Annotated in this window: 19 protein-coding genes; 15 read left to right on the top strand and 4 right to left on the bottom strand. The window is 70.1% G+C overall.

Annotation, left to right across the window (positions count from 1 at the left end; translation table 11 throughout):
* Nucleotides 1-37 precede the first annotated feature (37 nt).
* The 7 genes from ACFYWJ_RS16415 to ACFYWJ_RS16445 all read left to right on the top strand — a co-directional run bounded on the left by ACFYWJ_RS16415 (nt 38) and on the right by ACFYWJ_RS16445 (nt 5,130).
* Nucleotides 38-1,171 carry an ABC transporter substrate-binding protein gene (locus ACFYWJ_RS16415; RefSeq protein ID WP_355277288.1) on the top strand — a complete coding sequence of 378 codons (1,134 nt, stop codon included), beginning with the start codon at nt 38-40 and terminating at the stop codon, nt 1,169-1,171.
* A 58-nt stretch (nt 1,172-1,229) separates the two neighbouring features.
* The gene (locus ACFYWJ_RS16420) at nt 1,230-1,742 is read left to right on the top strand and encodes an MmpS family transport accessory protein (protein WP_355277285.1); all 513 of its coding nucleotides are present in this window, start codon (nt 1,230-1,232) and stop codon (nt 1,740-1,742) included.
* A 39-nt stretch (nt 1,743-1,781) separates the two neighbouring features.
* Complete coding sequence (locus tag ACFYWJ_RS16425; protein WP_355277282.1) at nt 1,782-2,216, top strand: acyl-CoA thioesterase; 435 nt, start codon at nt 1,782-1,784, stop codon at nt 2,214-2,216.
* Nucleotides 2,217-2,307: 91 nt separating this feature from the next.
* On the top strand, nt 2,308-2,877 hold the full coding sequence (gene ruvC / locus ACFYWJ_RS16430; RefSeq protein WP_355277825.1) for a crossover junction endodeoxyribonuclease RuvC: 570 nt from the start codon (nt 2,308-2,310) through the stop codon (nt 2,875-2,877).
* Nucleotides 2,874-3,473 (top strand): Holliday junction branch migration protein RuvA, encoded by a 600-nt coding sequence (ruvA, locus tag ACFYWJ_RS16435; RefSeq protein ID WP_355277280.1) that lies wholly within the window; start codon nt 2,874-2,876, stop codon nt 3,471-3,473. Before ruvC ends, ruvA begins: the two co-directional genes overlap by 4 nt.
* A gap of 3 nt (nt 3,474-3,476) precedes the next feature.
* Entirely contained in the window at nt 3,477-4,574 is a 1,098-nt protein-coding gene (gene ruvB, locus ACFYWJ_RS16440) for a Holliday junction branch migration DNA helicase RuvB (protein ID WP_355277279.1), read from the top strand.
* A gap of 43 nt (nt 4,575-4,617) precedes the next feature.
* A complete protein-coding gene (locus ACFYWJ_RS16445; RefSeq protein ID WP_308248646.1) occupies nt 4,618-5,130 on the top strand; it encodes a GtrA family protein in 513 nt (170 codons plus the stop codon).
* A gap of 11 nt (nt 5,131-5,141) precedes the next feature.
* Here ACFYWJ_RS16445 and ACFYWJ_RS16450 read toward each other — a convergent pair whose 3' ends face one another.
* Nucleotides 5,142-5,720, bottom strand: coding sequence for a DivIVA domain-containing protein (locus tag ACFYWJ_RS16450; protein ID WP_355277276.1), 579 nt, complete (start codon nt 5,718-5,720; stop codon nt 5,142-5,144).
* Between the two features lie 36 nt (nt 5,721-5,756).
* Nucleotides 5,757-6,428 (bottom strand): TetR/AcrR family transcriptional regulator, encoded by a 672-nt coding sequence (locus ACFYWJ_RS16455; RefSeq protein ID WP_387162622.1) that lies wholly within the window; start codon nt 6,426-6,428, stop codon nt 5,757-5,759.
* 36 nt (nt 6,429-6,464) lie between these two features.
* Here ACFYWJ_RS16455 and ACFYWJ_RS16460 point away from each other — a divergent pair, with 36 nt between their 5' ends.
* The 6 genes from ACFYWJ_RS16460 (at nt 6,465) to ACFYWJ_RS16485 (ending at nt 13,751) form a co-directional block, all read left to right on the top strand.
* The gene (locus ACFYWJ_RS16460; RefSeq protein ID WP_355277271.1) at nt 6,465-7,955 is read left to right on the top strand and encodes an NAD(P)/FAD-dependent oxidoreductase; all 1,491 of its coding nucleotides are present in this window, start codon (nt 6,465-6,467) and stop codon (nt 7,953-7,955) included.
* 108 nt (nt 7,956-8,063) lie between these two features.
* Complete coding sequence (gene yajC, locus ACFYWJ_RS16465; protein WP_355277268.1) at nt 8,064-8,405, top strand: preprotein translocase subunit YajC; 342 nt, start codon at nt 8,064-8,066, stop codon at nt 8,403-8,405.
* Between the two features lie 105 nt (nt 8,406-8,510).
* Entirely contained in the window at nt 8,511-10,220 is a 1,710-nt protein-coding gene (secD, locus tag ACFYWJ_RS16470; protein ID WP_355277266.1) for a protein translocase subunit SecD, read from the top strand.
* Nucleotides 10,217-11,395, top strand: a complete 1,179-nt coding sequence (gene secF, locus ACFYWJ_RS16475; RefSeq protein ID WP_355277264.1) for a protein translocase subunit SecF — start codon at nt 10,217-10,219, stop codon at nt 11,393-11,395. Before secD ends, secF begins: the two co-directional genes overlap by 4 nt.
* A 23-nt stretch (nt 11,396-11,418) precedes the next feature.
* Nucleotides 11,419-13,131: an ABC transporter substrate-binding protein gene (locus tag ACFYWJ_RS16480; protein WP_355277262.1), complete on the top strand. Its 1,713-nt coding sequence runs from the start codon at nt 11,419-11,421 to the stop codon at nt 13,129-13,131.
* 47 nt (nt 13,132-13,178) lie between these two features.
* A complete protein-coding gene (locus ACFYWJ_RS16485) occupies nt 13,179-13,751 on the top strand; it encodes an adenine phosphoribosyltransferase (RefSeq protein WP_355277260.1) in 573 nt (190 codons plus the stop codon).
* On the opposite strand, the gene ACFYWJ_RS16490 is transcribed toward ACFYWJ_RS16485, so the two are convergent.
* Entirely contained in the window at nt 13,741-14,352 is a 612-nt protein-coding gene (locus ACFYWJ_RS16490; RefSeq protein WP_355277257.1) for a GNAT family N-acetyltransferase, read from the bottom strand. The genes ACFYWJ_RS16485 and ACFYWJ_RS16490 overlap by 11 nt on opposite strands.
* A 297-nt stretch (nt 14,353-14,649) precedes the next feature.
* Here ACFYWJ_RS16490 and ACFYWJ_RS16495 point away from each other — a divergent pair, with 297 nt between their 5' ends.
* Nucleotides 14,650-16,227 carry an ABC-F family ATP-binding cassette domain-containing protein gene (locus ACFYWJ_RS16495; RefSeq protein WP_355277254.1) on the top strand — a complete coding sequence of 526 codons (1,578 nt, stop codon included), beginning with the start codon at nt 14,650-14,652 and terminating at the stop codon, nt 16,225-16,227.
* A 6-nt stretch (nt 16,228-16,233) separates the two neighbouring features.
* Here ACFYWJ_RS16495 and ACFYWJ_RS16500 read toward each other — a convergent pair whose 3' ends face one another.
* Nucleotides 16,234-16,671, bottom strand: a complete 438-nt coding sequence (locus tag ACFYWJ_RS16500; protein WP_355277251.1) for a nuclear transport factor 2 family protein — start codon at nt 16,669-16,671, stop codon at nt 16,234-16,236.
* 88 nt (nt 16,672-16,759) lie between these two features.
* On the opposite strand from ACFYWJ_RS16500, the gene ACFYWJ_RS16505 reads away from it, so the two are divergent.
* Nucleotides 16,760-17,278, top strand: a complete 519-nt coding sequence (locus ACFYWJ_RS16505) for a helix-turn-helix domain-containing protein (protein ID WP_355277249.1) — start codon at nt 16,760-16,762, stop codon at nt 17,276-17,278.
* The last annotated feature ends 7 nt before the right edge of the window (nt 17,279-17,285 follow it).

Raw genomic sequence — 17,285 nt, forward strand, 5'->3', positions numbered from 1 at the left:
CCACCCTCGTATTCGCTCGACCCCGAAGGAACCTCCGGTGCAGAAACATCTCCTCGCCACGGCCGTGCTGGCCGGCACCACCGCACTGACCGCCTGTACCGGCACGACCTCGGTGCCCGCGCCGACCGGTCAGGGCGCGCTCGCCGGGGTCTGCCCGGCGACCGTCGTCATCCAGACCGACTGGTACGCCACGCCCGAGCGGGCCGCCGCCTATCAGCTGGTCGGGCCGAATGGCACCGTCGACGTGCAGAAGGGCGCCTACTCCGGCCCGCTCGGTGACACCGGCGTGAATGTCGAAGTGCGCCTGGGCGGTCCGTTCCTCGGCGGGCAGCCGGTGCCCGCCCAGATGTATCAGGACCAGAGCATCACCCTCGGCTTCGTCCCGACCGACGACGCGGTGCGCGCCGCCGCCAAGTTCCCGGTGACCGGGGTGTTCGCCTCCCTCGACGTGAACCCGCAGATCGTGCTGTTCGACCCGGCGACATATCCGCAGGTCAGCTCGTGGAAGGACGTGCCGGGCACCGGCGCGCCGGTGGTCTACAGCGAGGGCAAGCTGTTCATGGACTACCTGATCGCGCACGGCGACGTCTCCGCCGCCCAGGCCGACGCCTCCTTCGACGGCACGCCGAGCCGCTTCGTGGCCGAGCGTGGCAAGGCGATGCAGCAGGGGTACGTCTCCAACGAGCCGTATCGCTGGGAGCACGACGTGAAGGGCTGGCTCAAGCCGGTGAAATCGCTGCTGGTGCACGAATCCGGCTACGAGATCTACCCGCACGCGTGGTCGGTGCGCAGCGGCGAGCTGGACGCGCTGGCGCCGTGCCTGAGCAAGCTCGTGCCGATGCTGCAGCAGGCCCAGGTCGACTACGTCCGTGATCCCGAGCCGGTCAACCAGGCGCTGCTGCGGATCGCTCAGACGATTCCGGACGGGCCGCCGATGACCGCGGGCGGCAATACCGATTCGGTGCGGGTGCAACTCGCGCAGAAGATCGTCGGGAACGGACCCGACGCCACCCTCGGCGATTTCGACACCGGGCGGGTCGACCGGGTGATCGGCGTGGTCACGCCCATCCTGCGCGCCCGCGGGCTCACGGTCCCCGACGGCATCACCGCGGGCGCGATCGTCACCAACCGGTTCGTCGACCCGGCGATCGGCTTGCCGAGCACGCCGTAGCCGGTCGGTTCCGTCGGGTAGTGTCCTGGCTCTATCCGCTTGTGCCCGAGGGGGACCGATGACCTATCAGCCGCCACCGCCGCCGTATCAGGGCGGGTATCCGCAAGGTCAGGGTGGGTATCCGCAGGGCGGGTACCCACCGAACTACGGGTATCCGCAGCCGCCGAAGAAGAAGCCGGTCTGGCCGTGGATCGTCGGCGGTGTCGTGCTGGTGCTGGTCCTGCTCGGCGGCGGCTGCGCGGCGATCATCGGCGTGGCGGCCTGGCAGGTCGACAAAGAGGTCAACAGCAGCGCCGACCTGGTCTACGAGGTGGGCGGCACCGCCTCGCAGGTCGACATCACCTACTACAGCGGCGATTTCGACCAGAACACCGCGAACGGGTCGAGCGTGCCCTGGCGCAAGGACGTCACCGTCTCCGGCTTCGCCAAGATGGGCAGCATCACCGTGACGACGACCGGCCTGGAGGAAGGCACCGTCAGCTGCCGGATCCTGCGCGACGGCAAGGTGCTCGACGAGGACACCTCCACCGGCACCTTCGGCTTCGTCACCTGCAGCGCCACCATCGACTGAGCGCGGAACCTGTCGGACCCCGCTGCCACACTGGCGGGCATGACGGAATCTGCTGTGCCGTTTCGGGTCCGGATCCCCGTGCGCGTCACGGACCTCGACGCCCAACTGCACGTCACCGGCTCGGCCTACCAGCAGTACGCCGATCACGCGCGGTTCGCGTGTGTGGCGGCGGCGGGTGTCTCGGTGCCCGACCTGCTGGCGGCGGGCCTCGGGCCGGTGAATCTCGAGCTGAATGTCCGCTACCACCGGGAGCTGCGCGCCGACGACACCGTGGAGATCGACTGCCGGTGGACCTGGAGCGGCGGCAAGACCTATCGGGTCGAGCACACGCTGACCAGGGACGACGGCGAGGTCGCCGCGACCGTGTCGTACGTGGCCGGTCTGCTCGACCTGGGCGAGCGCAAGCTCGTCGCCGATCCCGCCAGGGTCTGGGCCGAATTCGCGAAGGATCACGCCCTGCTCGGGCTGGCCTGACCGGCGGGTGGCGTCCGTGTCGTTGGTCGGGCGCAGCGGGGGAATGCTCTAGACTTTCGAACAATTGTTCGTGTCTTCGAAGGGGCTGCCGGTGCGGGTGATGGGCGTCGATCCCGGGCTCACCCGGTGCGGGCTCAGCATGGTGGACAGCGGGCCGGGGCGTAAGGTCGTCGCGCTCGATGTCGGGGTGGTGCGGACACCGCCCGAGGCGGAGCTGGCGCACCGGTTGATGGCGGTGGCCGACGCGGCCGAGCACTGGATGGACACGCATCGGCCCGAGGCCGTCGCGATCGAGCGAGTCTTCGCCCAGCACAACGTGCGCACCGCGATGGGCACCGCGCAGGCGGGCGGGGTGATCGCGCTGGCCGCGGCCCGGCGCGGGATCAAGGTCGCCTTCCATACACCCAGTGAGGTGAAGGCCGCGGTCACCGGCAACGGCACCGCGGGCAAGGCGCAGGTCACCGCCATGGTGACCCGGATTCTCGGGCTGCAGGTCGCCCCGAAACCCGCCGACGCCGCCGACGCGCTCGCCCTGGCGATCTGTCATTGTTGGCGGGCGCCGCTGATGGACCGGATGGCGGCCGCGCAGGCGCAGGCGGACGAGGTCCGCCGCCGCTACGAAGAACGGCTGGCCGAACAACGGAAGGTGGTGCGCGGGTGATCGCGTCGGTTCGCGGCGAGGTACTCGAGATCGCGCTCGACCATGTGGTGATCGAAGCCGCGGGCGTCGGCTACCGGCTCAACGCCACCCCGGCGACGCTGGCCGGGCTCAGCCGCGGCGAGGAGACCCGCCTGTACACGGCGATGATCGTGCGCGAGGACTCGATGACCCTGTTCGGCTTCGCCGACACCGAGGCACGCGACCTGTTCGGGCTGCTGCAGACGGTGTCCGGCGTCGGCCCCCGGCTGGCGATGGCGGTGCTGGCCGTCCTCGAACCGGAGGCGCTGCGCAAGGCGCTGGCGGAGAGCAATGTCGCCGCGCTCACCCGGGTGCCCGGCATCGGCAAGCGGGGCGCCGAACGCATGGTCGTCGAACTGCGCGACAAGGTGAACCTGGTGCCGGTGCCCGCCGGTCCGCCCGGTACGCAGGTCCCGGTCACCCCCGTCCGCGAGCAGGTCACCGAGGCGCTCGTCGGGCTCGGCTTCCCGGTGAAGCAGGCCGAACCGGCCGTCGACGCCGTCCTGGCCGACCAGCCCACCGCCACCACCTCCGTCGCCCTGCGCGCCGCCCTCGGCCTGCTCGGCAAGAACAGGTAGGCCATGGACGACGATTTCGAGCTCGCGCCCGGCGAACCCGACGAATCCGCCGTCACCGCGCGGTATCTGCACTCCGACGGCGAAGCCGAGACCGGCCTGCGCCCCACCTCGCTCGACGACTTCATCGGCCAGCCCCGGGTCCGCGAACAGCTCGCCCTGGTGCTGCGCGGCGCCAGGCAGCGCGGCGCCACCCCCGATCACGTGCTGCTCTCGGGCCCGCCCGGCCTCGGCAAGACCAGCATGGCGATGATCATCGCCGCCGAACTGGGCACCGCGCTGCGCATCACCTCCGGGCCCGCCCTGGAACGCGCGGGCGACCTCGCCGCCATGCTGTCCAACCTGGTCGAGGGCGATGTGCTGTTCATCGACGAGATCCACCGGATGGCCCGCCCCGCCGAGGAGATGCTGTACCTGGCGATGGAGGACTTCCGGGTCGACGTCGTGGTCGGCAAGGGCCCCGGCGCGACCTCGATCCCGCTCGACATCGCCCCGTTCACCCTGGTCGGCGCCACCACCCGCTCCGGCGCGCTGACCGGCCCGCTGCGCGACCGGTTCGGCTTCACCGGCCACATGGACTTCTACGAGCCCGCCGAGCTGCTGCGGATCCTGCAGCGCTCGGCACGCATCCTCGGCGTGCAGATCGACCACGACGCCGCCGCGGAGGTCGCGGGCCGCTCCCGCGGCACCCCGCGCATCGCCAACCGCCTGCTGCGCCGCGTCCGCGACTTCGCCGAGGTCAGGGCCGACGGCGTGATCACCCACCCGATCGCGATGGCCGCACTCGAGGTCTACGACGTCGACGCGCTCGGCCTGGACCGGCTCGACCGCGCCGTGCTCGGCGCGCTGGTGCGCGGTTTCGGCGGGGGACCGGTGGGCGTGTCCACGCTCGCGGTCGCCGTCGGCGAGGAAGCGGCCACCGTCGAAGAGGTGTGCGAGCCGTTCCTGGTGCGCGCCGGGCTCGTCGCCCGGACCCCGCGCGGCCGGGTCGCGACGGCGGCGGCCTGGGAGCATCTCGGGCTGGTGCCCCCGCCCGATCTGGTCATCGGCGCCATCGAAGTGCGTGGGCGCGAACCGCAACCGAGCATGGACCTGCTCGACTGAGCCAGGTGGGCGAGGCGCCCGATCGTCGTCTACTGTCGGCCGGGTGGCAGTCCATGCGGTGGTGCAGCGATTCCCCGAGCCGTTGCGTTCCCTGCTCCTGAAGCATCGGGAGCTCCTGAAGTTCGCGGTCGTCGGCGCGATCACCTGGTTCATCGACACCGGCGTCGTGTACGCGGTGAAGCTGACGGTGCTCGGCGACAAGCCGCTGACCGCGCGCCTGCTCGGCGCGCTGATCGCGACCATCGCCTCCTACATCCTCAACCGCGAGTGGTCCTTCCGCACCAGGGGCGGCAGGCAGCGCAGCCACGAGGCGGCGCTGTTCTTCACCGTCAGCGCCCTGGGTATCGGCGTCACGATGATCCCGCAGGCGATCTCGCTGTACGTGCTGAATCTGCGGGTGCCGCACGTGGATCCGGTGGTGCAGGCGGTGGCCAACTTCGTCTCCGGGCAGATCCTGGGCGTGCTGCTGGCCATGGCGTTCCGGTTCTGGGCGTTCCGCCGCTACGTCTTCCCCGACGACCTGCGCGAGGCCGAACTGCACAGCATCCAGGGCTGATCAGACCGCGCTCACTGCCTGCGTTCGGCGTGTTCGAGCGCGGTGATCACCAGGTCGATGAAGGCGTCGACCTCCTCGCGGGAGTAGCCGCGGGTGCCGAGGCGGGTGTCGGTGAAGCGCACGCCGCGAACGTCGGCGGCGGTCAGGCTGCCCGGACCGTTGTGCGCCAGCGTCGCGGCGACCAGGTCGAGGAAGGCGTCGACCTCTTCCTCGTGATACCCCCGCCTGCCGACCGTCGACTGGCTGAACCGCATGCGGTGCACGTCGTCGGGGGTGAGCATCTCGGCCACGTCGTCGCCGGGCCGGGCCGCGGGGACGGGGGCGCCGCCCTTCTGCCGGTATTCGAGCTCGGTCCTGACCCGGTCCAGGAAGTCGTCGACCTGGTCGGCCTGATAGCCGCGGCCACCGAACCGCGGGGCGCCGAAATGCACGTGACGGATGTCGTCGGCGGTGAGGACGCCCTGCCCGTCCAGGGTGGCCGAGACCAGTTCGAGGAACGCGTCGACCTCGTCTGCGTGGTAGCCGCGATGGCCCAGGGTCGGCATGGCGAAGTGGGTGCGGCTCACATCGTCGGGCGTCACAGCGGTCATTGTGTCAGGATTGCCCTTCTATCCCACGGGTTTTCGTCATCGCGCAGCAACTCGGACGCCTTCGATGAACAGCCGCCGTACCGCGTGACTGTACACCGCGAGCAGCGCCGGATCAGGGGTTCGCATGCCGTGCACGATGCCCGCGACCACCATCCCCAGCGCCGCTTTCGCCGTGGTGGGAGTATCCAGATCAGCCCGTAGATAACCCCAGCGGACGCCGTGGTCCAGATAGCCGGTGATGACGATCTCGGTGGAGTCGAGCAGCCCGAACACCCGGGCGGTGAGTTCGTCGTCGATGCCGGTCGCGTGCAGCAGTAGCAGCTGCGGCACCCGGGGATCGTCGAGCAGCACCCGGTTGAGCGATTCGCCGATCCGGTCGAGCAGCGCGGTGTACTCGTCGAGGGTGGTGGCGGTCTCGGGGCTGAGCTCGGTCGCCAGCGCGGTGAACACGCGGCTGGTCACGTCGTCGATGACGTGGTCGATGATGTCGCGCTTGTTGGCGAAGTAGCGGTAGAAGGTGCCGTGCCCGATGCCGAGGCGCACGGCGATGTCGGCGATGCCGGTGGCGTGATAGCCCTTCTCGGAGAAGCAGTCGAACGCGGTGTCGATGATCTCCCTGCGCAATTCGGCTTTGCGCTGTTCGACGCGGGCGGATGGCTTCGTCACCGGGCTGATGTTACTGTCGCCGCCGACGGAATGATGTGTCATTCTGTTACAGACACCTGATGTATGTGGAGGTTCGGCGTGGCACCTCAGTTGGACGCGGTCGTGGTCGGGGCGGGATTCGGCGGCATCGGCGCCGCGATCGAGCTCGACCGGCTCGGACTGCACGATTTCGTGATCCTCGAGCGCGAGGACGACCTGGGCGGCACCTGGCATGTGAACCGGTATCCCGGTCTGGCCGTCGACATCGCCTCGGTGACCTACTCCTATTCCTTCGAGCCGAATCCGCGCTGGTCCCGGCTGTTCGCCCCCGGCGCCGAGCTCAAGAAATACGCCGAGCACGTGGCCGACAAGTACGACCTGCGCAGGCGGATGCGGTTCGGCACCGTCGTCGACGGCGCCCGCTGGGACGAGGACAACCAGCAGTGGTTGGTCTCGATCGCCGGCGGGGAGACCGTGACGGCGCGCTATCTGCTCGCGGCGACCGGCTTCCTGTCCCAGCCGTACACCCCGCCGTTCCCCGGGATCGAGTCCTTCGCGGGCAAGATCATCCACACCACCGACTGGGACGCCGACTACGACCTGACCGGGCGCAAGGCCGCGATCATCGGCACCGGTGCCACCGCGGTCCAGCTGGTGCCCGAGGTGGCCGAGCGGGTCGCCGCGCTGACCGTCTTCCAGCGCACGCCCATCTGGGTGGTGCCCAAGGTCGACGCCCCGATCCCCGGCGCCGTCCAGGAGCTGTTCGCCAAGGTGCCGCTCACCCAGAAGGCGGCCCGGCTGGTCAACACGGGCATGCTCGAGGCGCTGATGGTCGTCGGCGTGCTGCACTACGCGCAGGCCAAGCCGCTGAACAAGGCGGCCGCCGCGCTGGCCAAGGCGCACCTGTTCGCCCAGGTCCGCGACAAGGAGACCAGGGCCAAGCTCACCCCGCACTACGACTTCGGCTGCAAGCGCCCGACCTTCTCCAACCGGTACTTCAAGACGTTCAACGAACCGCACGTGCGGCTGGAGACGAACTCGATCGACCACGTCGAACCCGACGGCATCGTCACCGCCGACGGGCACAAGACCGAGATCGACACGCTGCTGCTGGCCACCGGCTTCAACCTGTGGGACGTGAACTTCCCGGCCATCGAGATCGTCGGCCGCGACGGGGTGAACCTCGGAAAGTTCTGGCGCGACAACCGCTTCCAGGCCTACGAGGGCATCACCGTGCCCAAGTTCCCCAACTTCCTCAGCCTCAACAGCCCCTACTCCTACAGCGGGCTGTCGTACTTCACCACCATCGAGGCGCAGATGAAGCACATGGGCAGGCTGTTCACCGAGCTGTTCCGGCGCGGCGAGCAGACCTTCGAGGTCACCGAGCGGGCCAACACCGAGTTCCTGGACCGGGTCACCGACAAACTGGGCTCCTCGGTGTTCTATGGCGGCGACTGCGCCACCGCGCGCAGCTACTACTTCAACCAGCACGGTGAGGCGGCGCTGCTGCGCCCGACCAGCACCGCCGACGCGCACCGTGAGGCGGTCACCTTCCCGCTCGACGACTACACCTACGGCCGCACCGCCTGAGCGGCGCGCGGAGGGAGAGACGGTGTCCGGTGTGTCGTCGCGGCGGGGAACTGGCAGACTGTCAGGCGTACATGCACGTCCACCACTGACTAGGGACTGACTTCGACGATGGACTTCCTGTTTCCGCTGCTGATCCTCGCCCTGCTCGTGCCGATGTTCTTCGGTATCCGCAAACAGAAGCGGGAGGCCGAGAAGGTCTCGTCGATGCAGGAGGGTCTGAAGGTCGGTGACCAGGTCGTCACCACGTCGGGCCTGTACGGCACCGTCGTCGACCTCGACGACACCACCGTCGACCTGGAGATCGCCGAGGACGTCGTCACCACCTGGCTGCGTCAGGCGATCCGCGAGGTGCGGGCCGACGAGCAGGCGGTCGAGGAGACCACCCCCGCGACCGACGCCGCCGTCGAGGAGTCCGCGGAGCAGACCGAGACCCGGCTGACCAAGGACTGATCGCACTCCCTCGTCGCCGGTGCCCCGCGTTGCGGCAGGCACCGGCGCGGGCATCGTCGTGCCCACCCGTTCCGACCTCGACTTCCGCCTAGGAGATGACCTGCTGTGCCACCTTCCCAAGGATCGGCGCATCCGTACCGGTTGCTCGGCGTCTACGCCGCGCTGCTGGCCGTGATCTACGCGCTGGTGTTCTTCACCGGTGACCATTCCCCCACGCCCAAGCTCGGCATCGACCTGCAGGGCGGTACCCGCGTCACCCTGACCGCGCGCACCCCCGACGGCAGCAGGCCCAGCCAGGACAGCCTGAAGAAGGCCCAGGAGATCATCGAGAACCGGGTCAACGGTCTCGGTGTCTCCGGCTCCGAAGTGGTCATCGACGGCGACAACCTCGTCATCACGGTGCCCGGTGAGGACAGCCAGCAGGCCCGCGCGCTGGCCACCACCGCCAAGCTGTACATCCGGCCGGTGCTGGCCGCGACGCAGCCGCAGGCCGGTGGCGCCGCGCCGCAGGTGCCGCCCGCCCAGGGCGGGACGCCGACCACGAGCGCGCCGGCGCCCGGCGAGACGCCGGCCCCCGCGACCGGTGAGACCACCGCGCCCGCGGCGGGCGAGCCGACCACGCCTGCCCCGCAGTCGCGGGTGTTCCCGGCGCAGGCACCGCCGACGCCGACCCCGGCGCCCGGCGGCACCTCCGTCCAGCAGCAGCAGGCCAAGGAGATCGCCGACGCCAAGGCGCTGCGGCAGAGCACCGATCAGGCCGTGCAGCAGGTCGCCGTGGCGAGCATGGACTGCACCAAGCCCGACCCGCTGGCGGGCAACGACGACCCGGCGCTGCCGCTGGTCACCTGCTCGCAGGACGGCACCGAGGTGTTCCTGCTCGGTCCGAGCCGCATCGACGGCCAGGAGATCGCCGACGCGACCTCCGGCCTGAACTCCCAGCAGGCCCGGCACGAGGTGAACCTCGAGTTCAAGTCCGCGGGCGCGGACGCCTGGCAGGCGCTGACCGGTGAGTACGTCTACAAGCGGGTCGCGTTCGTGCTCGACTCGAAGGTCGTCAGCGCGCCGCAGGTGCAGCAGGGTCCGCAGATGGGTGGTCGCACCTCGATCTCGGGCAGCTTCACCGCCGACAGCGCCTCCGAGCTGGCCAACACGCTCAAGTACGGCTCGCTGCCGCTGTCGTTCCAGACCTCGGAGGCGGAGACCGTCTCGGCGACGCTGGGCCTGTCCTCGCTGAAGGCGGGTCTGCTCGCGGGCGCCATCGGCCTGATCGCGGTGCTGCTGTACTGCCTGCTCGTCTACCGGATGCTGGGCCTGATCGCCGGGTTCTCGCTGATCGCGGCCGGTGCCGCCGTCTACGGCATCATCGTGCTGCTCGGGCGCTGGATCGGGTTCACCCTCGACCTGGCCGGCATCGCCGGTCTGATCATCGGTATCGGCCTCACCGCCGACTCGTTCGTCGTGTTCTTCGAGCGCATCAAGGACGAGATGCGCGAGGGCCGCAGTTTCCGCTCGGCGGTGCCGCGCGGCTGGGCCAGGGCGCAGCGCACCAACCTGTCCGGTAAGACGGTCAGCCTGATCGCCTCGGTCGTGCTGTACCTGCTCGCCGCCGGCCAGGTGAAGGGCTTCGCCTTCACCCTCGGTATCACCACCGTCCTCGACGTGATCGTGCTCTACCTGGTCACCGCGCCGCTGATGATGATCGTCTCGCGCTCGCCGTTCTGGGCGAAGCCGTCGGTGAACGGTCTCGGCTCGGTGCAGCAGATCGCCAGGGAGCGCGCCGCGGGCCAGCCAAGGCCGAAGGAGATGTCACGATGACCAACGCCCATCCCACCGACGAGTCGGTGTACCTGGACCAGGCCGAGGCGTCGCAGGCCCCGAAGCACGGGTTCTTCGAGCGGCTCTACACCGGCACCGGCGGTTTCCCCATCGTCAGCCGCCGCAAGCTGTTCTACGGCATCGCGGCGGCCCTGCTGCTGATCTCGGTGCTGAGCATCGCGGTGCGCGGCTTCACCCTCGGCATCGACTTCGCCGGCGGTTCGCGCATCCAGATCCCGGCCGCCGACATCTCCACCCAGCAGGTGGAGGACGTCTACGCGCAGACCCTCGGCCACGGCCCGGTGTCGGTGCAGAAGGTCGGCTCCGGTGCCTCGGCCACCATCCAGGTGCGCTCGGAGACCCTGGACGCGGCGCAGACCGAGCAGGTCCAGACCGCGCTGTTCGAGGCGTTCCAGCCGAAGGACTCCGACGGCCAGGTCAGCCGCAACGCGATCAGCATCGCCGAGATCAGTGAGACCTGGGGCGGGCAGATCACCAACAAGGCGCTGATCGCGCTCGGGGTGTTCGTCGCGCTCACGATGATCTACATCGCGATCCGCTTCGAGCGGGACATGTCGGTCGCGGCGATCGTGTCGCTGTTCTTCAACCTCATCGTCACCGCGGGCATCTATTCGCTGGTCGGCTTCGAGGTGACCCCCGCCGCGGTGATCGGTCTGCTCACGATTCTGGGTTACGTGCTCTACGACAACGTGGTCGTCTTCGACAAGGTCGAGGAGAACACTCGTGGCGTACTGCACCTGAACAAGCGCACCTATGCCGAGCAGGCCAACCTCGCCGCCAACCAGACGCTCATGCGGTCGATCAGCACCACCGTCATCGGCATCCTGCCGATCATCGGAATGCTGGTGATCGCGGTCTGGCTGCTCGGCGTCGGCACGCTCAAGGACCTCGCGCTGGTGCAGCTGGTCGGCATGATCGTCGGCGCCTACTCGTCGATCTTCCTCGCCGTCCCGGTGCTGGTGTCGATCAAGGAGCGCTGGGGCCCGGTGGCCGCGCACACCAAGAAGGTGCTGGCCAAGCGGGCCGCGGGCCCGGCAGCCCGGGTACCGGTGGGTGCCGCCGCCGGCGCGCCGCGTGGTCCGCGTCCGAGCGATGCCGGGGCGCCGCGGCCGGGTGCCCGGCCCAGCGGGAAGCGGCACAAGAGAAGGAACTGACGGCGACAGCAGGGGGTCTCATCATGCGACGCGGCACGATACGACTGATCACCGTCCTGGCCACGGCGGCCCTGGGCACCGGCCTGGTGGCCGGCTGCTCGAGCAAGAACCAGGTGCCCTCCATCGGGTACGCCGTCGACGCGGCGGTCGCCAGCTACAACGGCGGCAGCACGCTCGGCGCGAGCAGCGGCGCGGCCGCGGTGTTCGGCCGGGTGCTCACCGGGTTCTTCTACACCGGACCGGACGGTCAGCAGGTCGCCGACACCGACGCGGGCACCGCGAAGGAAGTGCCGGGCGAGACGCAGACCGTGCAGTACCGGCTCAACCCGGACGGGGTGTACTCCGACGGCGTGAAGACCTCCTGCGACGATCTGGTGCTCGCCTGGTCGGCGCGCTCGGGCCGGTTCACCCGGCCGGGCGAGCGCGGCCCGGTCCCGCTGTTCGACGCGGCGAGCACCGCCGGTTACGCCGATATCGAGCGGGTCGACTGCCAGCCGGGCTCCAAGGACGCCACCGTGGTGTTCCGCCCCGGCAGGCACTACCTGCCGTGGCGGACGCTGTTCACCGCCGCCGAGCTGATGCCGGCGCACGTGGTGGCACAGGCCGTCGGCGTGCCCAGCGTGGTGAGCGCCCTGCAGACCGGTGACGGTGCCGTGCTGGGCCGCATCGCCGACTTCTGGAACGCGGGCTGGACCATGAAGGCGGGTTCGCTCGACCTGACCAAGTTCCCGTCTTCGGGGCCGTACCGGATCGAATCCTTCACCGCGAAGGACGGTCTGGTCCTGGTCGCGAACGAGAAGTGGTGGGGCAGCCCGCCGGCGACCAGCCGGATCGTGGTGTGGCCCAAGGGCACCGACTACGCGGCGAAGGCGAAGGAGAACGCGTTCGGCGTCGTCGATCTGGGTGCCGGGTCGGTCGCCGACCTGGCGCTCGACGGTTTCGACGAACAGACCGTCGCCAGCCGGAGCGCCGAGCAGCTCGTGCTCGCCACCGGCGGGGTGTTCGGTCCCGTCGAGGTCCGTCGCGCGTTCGCCCAGTGTGTGCCGCGCCAGGCGCTGTTCGACACCCTCGGCAAGGCCGGGGACCCGCCGAAGAGCGGCCTGGGCGCCGGTCCGCTCAACGCTCATGTCGTGCAGCAGGATTCGCTGTACTACCCGGCGGTGATCGGCGGGGCCGACCGGTACAAGGGCGCCGACATCCCCGCCGCGACGGCGACCCTGGCCTCGGCGCGGGCGCCGCAGCCCACCGTCCGGATCGGCTACCAGGCCCCGGACGCACGCCGGGCGAAGACCGTCGCCATGATCGCCGAGTCCTGCCGCGGGGCGGGGATCACCGTGGTCGACGCGGGCGCACCGGATTTCACCCCGGCCAGGCTGGCCGAGGGCGCGGTCGACGCGGTGCTCGGTGGCACCGCGGCGGTCCCCGGCCCGGCCGGATCGACCACCGGGGTGGCCGCGTTCGCGGCGTTGCGGGCCGGTAACGGCCTCGATGTCGGTGGGTTCGCCAACGGTCGCTACGATGCGATCACCGATCAGCTTGCGGGCGAGACGAACTCGACCGTGACGCTGAATCTGCTGACCGAGGCCGAGAACCTGCTGTGGGCGCAGCTGCCGAGCATCCCGTTGTTCGCGACGCCGCGCCTGATCGCCTTCGGCAACGGCATGCAGAACGGGATCGCCGGGCCGACCCAGGCCGGAACCGGGTGGAACATGGATCGCTGGGTGTTGCAGCGATGAGCAGTGGTGACAGTCACGCGGGGCGTGACCGTGAGGGAGAGGTGTCGATGAGCAAGCACGCGGTGGTCGAGTCCGACGACCAGGTCAGCGCGCGGACCGGCAAGGCCGCCGACGCGGTGTCGCGGTTGACCCGCTGGCACGACGACTTCCCCACGCCGGGTGTGCGTTTCGCCGATCTGACCCCGGTCTTCGCCGACGCCGAGGGCTTCCGCGCTGTCATCGACTGCTTCGCCGCCGTCGCCCCCGACGCCGACATCGTCGCCGGGGTGGACGCGCGTGGCTTCCTGCTCGGCGCGGGCGTCGCGGCCACCCTCGGTACCGGTGTGCTCGCCATCCGCAAGGGCGGCAAGCTGCCGCCGCCGGTGGTGTCGCGCGAGTACCAGCTCGAATACGGTTCCGCCGCACTGGAAATCCCGGCCGACGGGGTCGAGCTCGCGGGCAAGCGCATCCTGCTGCTCGACGACGTGCTCGCCACCGGCGGCACGCTCGCCGCCGCGGCCGCGCTGTTCACCGAGGTCGGCGCCGAGGTGGTCGCCGCCGCCGTCGTCCTGGAGCTCGAGTTCCTGAAGGGCCGCGAGCACCAGGGCGACTACCCGGTGACCTCGATCGTCAAGCTCTAGCCGCGCGCCACATCAGCCACAGCGGCGGGCCGCCGGGGATCCGGATCTCGTCGGTGACGGTGAAGCCGAAGCGCTCGTAGTACGGCACGTTGTCGGGGTTGCTGGATTCGAGATAGGCGGCCGCCCCGTCGGCGTCGATGCGATCGAGCCGGGAGCTGAGCAGCGTGTGGCCGTAGCCCGCGCCGCGATCCTCCGGTCGGGTGCCGATCATCCCCAGGTACCAGTGCGGAGTCGACGGGTGATGCTTTTTGAGCAGGTCACCGAGTGTTTTGGCCGCCCCGGTGCGACGCCCGAAGGCGCGGATCAGACCGGGCACGACGCGCAGTTCGGCGCTCGCGGCGGGCTGATGCTCCGGCGGCGTCCACAGCGTGGCGCCCGCGACGGAACCGTCGGGGCGGACCGCGAGGTCGGAGGCGCCGGCGGGGAAGAAGACATGGCGGGCCATGGTGGCGAAGAACCGGGGCAGGCCGACGGCGCGCCGGTGCTCGTCGGGCAGGATCCAGCTCATCACCGGGTCGTGCTGGAATGCGGCACCGAGCGCGTCGCCCGCGGCTCGCACGTCTCCCGGTGCGGCGGCGCGTAGTCGTTTCGGCTCCGTCATCACGGTCCTCCGATCACAGGTCCAGCCTCCGTCGGCTGAGTATCACCCTGGGGTCCAGGCTAGCCGTCACGACGAGCGGTAGCGGACGGGGCCGAACTGTCCCGCGCCCGATCGAACGCCGCCGGGTGAGCGCGCTCACCGTGCCGGAAAAGGGGTGGCGCGAAGGTGGGGTGCGGTGTTATCAATGAGTGGTCTTGTTCCCGGCGATCGGAGTCATGCGTTGATTTCTTGAGGTAGCGCTCCCGGACGGTCCGCACTCTGCGCACCGTGTCTCCGTCGCACCTCAAGGGGATCCGTATGACCTCTCTTTCTCTTTCCGATCTGTCCTTCCACTGGCCGGACGGCACCGTCGTGTTCGACGGGCTCGACGCCGTCGTCGGACCCGGCCAGGTCGGCCTGGTCGGCAGCAACGGCGCGGGCAAATCCACCCTGATGCGGCTGATCACCGGCGCGTTGCGCCCGAACCGCGGCTCGATCACGGCACCCGGCCGGATCGGCTACCTGCGCCAGGACCTCGGCATGCAAGCGCGACAGCGGGTGGAGACCGTGCTCGGCATCGCCGAGGTGCGGTCCGCGCTGCACCGCATCGAGCGCGGCGAGGGCACACCCGAGGACTTCGACACCGTCGGTGTGCACTGGCAGATCGAGGACGAGGCGATCGCGCTGCTCGGCAAGCTGGGCCTGGACTATGTCGCCGGTTCCGTCGCCGACCTGGACCGCACCCTCGACACGCTCTCCGGCGGCGAGACCGTGCTGCTCGGACTGGTCGCCGAACTCCTGCGCGAGCCCGACGTGCTGCTGCTCGACGAGCCGACCAACAACCTCGACGCGGTCGCGCGCACGCGCCTCTACGAGGTCATCCGGCAGTTCCCCGGCACGGTCGTGGTGGTGAGCCACGATCGGGAACTGCTGGACCGGATGGACGGCGTCGCCGAGTTGCGAGCGGGCGAGATCCGTTCCTTCGGCGGCAATTTCACCGAGTACGAACGGATCGTCGAGCAGGAACAGGAGGCGGCCCGCGCGGCGGTGCGCGACGCGCGCAGCGATGTCCGCAAGCAGGCCCGCGAGCTGGTCGAGGCGCGGACCAAGCTGGACCGCAGGCAGCGGTTCGCGCAGAAGATGCAGGACAACAAGCGGGTGCCGAAGATCGTGGCGGGGTTGCGCAAGAACGCCGCCGAGGTGTCGGCGGGCAAGCTGCGCACCTCGCACATCGAGAAGCTCGACTCCGCGCGCGAAACCCTCGACCACGCCGAGGAATTGGTGCGCGCGGACCGGGAGATCCGGATCGACCTGCCGGGGACCCGGCTGTATCCGGGGCAGGACGTCGTCACGCTCGAGCAGGCGCGGCTGGCCAACGGTCCGGTGGTGGATCTGCGGGTGAGCGGGCCGGAGCGGATCGCGCTCACCGGGCGCAACGGTGCGGGCAAGTCCACGCTGCTGCGCCGGATCGTCGAGGAACAGCCGAAGGTGCCGTGGCGGCTGCTGCCCCAGCGGCTCGACGTGTTCGACGAGACGCGCAGTGTGTTCGACAATGTCGCCGATGCCGCGCCGCACGCGAGTGCCGAGCAGATCCGAGGTCAGTTGGCGCGCTTCCTGTTCCGCGGTGCCGACGCCGATATCGCGGCGGCGGCGCTGTCGGGCGGGGAACGGTTGCGGGCCGCGTTGGCGACCCTGCTGCTCGCCGAACCGGCGCCGAAACTGCTGATGCTCGACGAGCCGACCAACAACCTCGACCTGCCCAGCCTGGGGCACCTGACCCAGGCGCTGGCGAGTTTCGAGGGCGCGCTCATCGTGGTGAGCCACGACGCGCGGTTCCTCGACGACATCGGGGTGACCCGCACCCTCGAGCTCACGCCCGAGGGACTGGTCGAGTAGCGGGGGCTACCGCGCGGCGGCCCGGCGGATGACCGCCGGGTACCGGAGCATGGTCGGCCCCAGCCACAGCGCGACCGCGGTGATCGCGAGCCAGGGACGCAGATGCGGGCGCATCCGGCGGATGCGCCCGTCCGGGGCGAGGTCGAGCACCATCGCCTCGGTCATCCGCAGCGGGCCGAACCTGGCCTCGCCCAACAGGATCCGGGTATCGCCCGAGCCGATGGTGTCGGTCCAGCGCAGCTCGGCGAGCGCGCGGTAGATCAGTGTCAGCAGCGGGGCGAGGTCGGCGCGGCCGCGGAACACCAGCCGGCCCGAGACCGGCGAGACGAGTTCGGCGTCCTCGGTCAGGGTGTCGAGCAGGGCGGGGATGTCGTTGGCGGTGGTGGCGTGGCGGAACCGGGCGACCGGATCGCCCACCTGGCTGTCTGCGAGTGCGTCGGTCACGATCGCACTCCTTCCTCACGGACGGAATTCCCGGACAATCCGACCGTAACCAGCTAGCTTGCAAAAAGCAATGGACTACGATGGTGGTATGGCCAAGACGGAGTTCGCCGACATCGTGTGCTCGATCGCCCGCACGGTGGGCATCGTGGGGGAGCGGTGGACCCCGCTGATCCTGCGCGACCTGTTCCTCGGCATCACCCGCTTCGAGGATCTGCGCCGCGACCTCGGCATCGCCTCCAACGTCCTCGCCGATCGCCTGCGCACGCTGCGCGACAACGAGATCGTGGAAGCCCGTGTCTACCAAGACAATCCGGTCCGCACCGAATACGTCCTCACCGAACGCGGCCGCGACCTCTACCCCGTCCTGACGATGCTCCTGGCCTGGGGCGACCGCTGGCTGTCCGCCCCCGACGGCCCACCCCTGACCGTCGTCCACCGCGACTGCGGCCACATCACCGAGGGTGTCGTCGTCTGCCACCACTGCGCCACCCCCCTCACCGCCACCAACGTCACCTGGCACCCCGGCCCCGGCGGCCGCCCCGGCCCCGGCGCCACCCTCATCGCCCACCACCTCACCCCGCTGCCCGGGTCGTCGGGCAGAGAGTGATCGGGTG

The sequence above is a fragment of the Nocardia sp. NPDC003269 genome, assembly GCF_042888005.1.
GTDB lineage: Bacteria > Actinomycetota > Actinomycetes > Mycobacteriales > Mycobacteriaceae > Nocardia.

Coding starts and splice junctions, on each gene's coding strand:
- ACFYWJ_RS16420 (WP_355277285.1), top strand. CDS start 1,230: ATGACCTATCAGCCGCCACCGCCGCCGTATCAGGGCGGGTATCCGCAA.
- ACFYWJ_RS16425 (WP_355277282.1), top strand. CDS start 1,782: ATGACGGAATCTGCTGTGCCGTTTCGGGTCCGGATCCCCGTGCGCGTC.
- ruvB (WP_355277279.1), top strand. CDS start 3,477: ATGGACGACGATTTCGAGCTCGCGCCCGGCGAACCCGACGAATCCGCC.
- ACFYWJ_RS16450 (WP_355277276.1), bottom strand. CDS start 5,720: ATGACCGCTGTGACGCCCGACGATGTGAGCCGCACCCACTTCGCCATG.
- ACFYWJ_RS16455 (WP_387162622.1), bottom strand. CDS start 6,428: ATGACACATCATTCCGTCGGCGGCGACAGTAACATCAGCCCGGTGACG.
- yajC (WP_355277268.1), top strand. CDS start 8,064: ATGGACTTCCTGTTTCCGCTGCTGATCCTCGCCCTGCTCGTGCCGATG.
- secF (WP_355277264.1), top strand. CDS start 10,217: ATGACCAACGCCCATCCCACCGACGAGTCGGTGTACCTGGACCAGGCC.
- ACFYWJ_RS16480 (WP_355277262.1), top strand. CDS start 11,419: ATGCGACGCGGCACGATACGACTGATCACCGTCCTGGCCACGGCGGCC.
- ACFYWJ_RS16485 (WP_355277260.1), top strand. CDS start 13,179: ATGAGCAAGCACGCGGTGGTCGAGTCCGACGACCAGGTCAGCGCGCGG.
- ACFYWJ_RS16490 (WP_355277257.1), bottom strand. CDS start 14,352: ATGACGGAGCCGAAACGACTACGCGCCGCCGCACCGGGAGACGTGCGA.
- ACFYWJ_RS16495 (WP_355277254.1), top strand. CDS start 14,650: ATGACCTCTCTTTCTCTTTCCGATCTGTCCTTCCACTGGCCGGACGGC.
- ACFYWJ_RS16505 (WP_355277249.1), top strand. CDS start 16,760: ATGGCCAAGACGGAGTTCGCCGACATCGTGTGCTCGATCGCCCGCACG.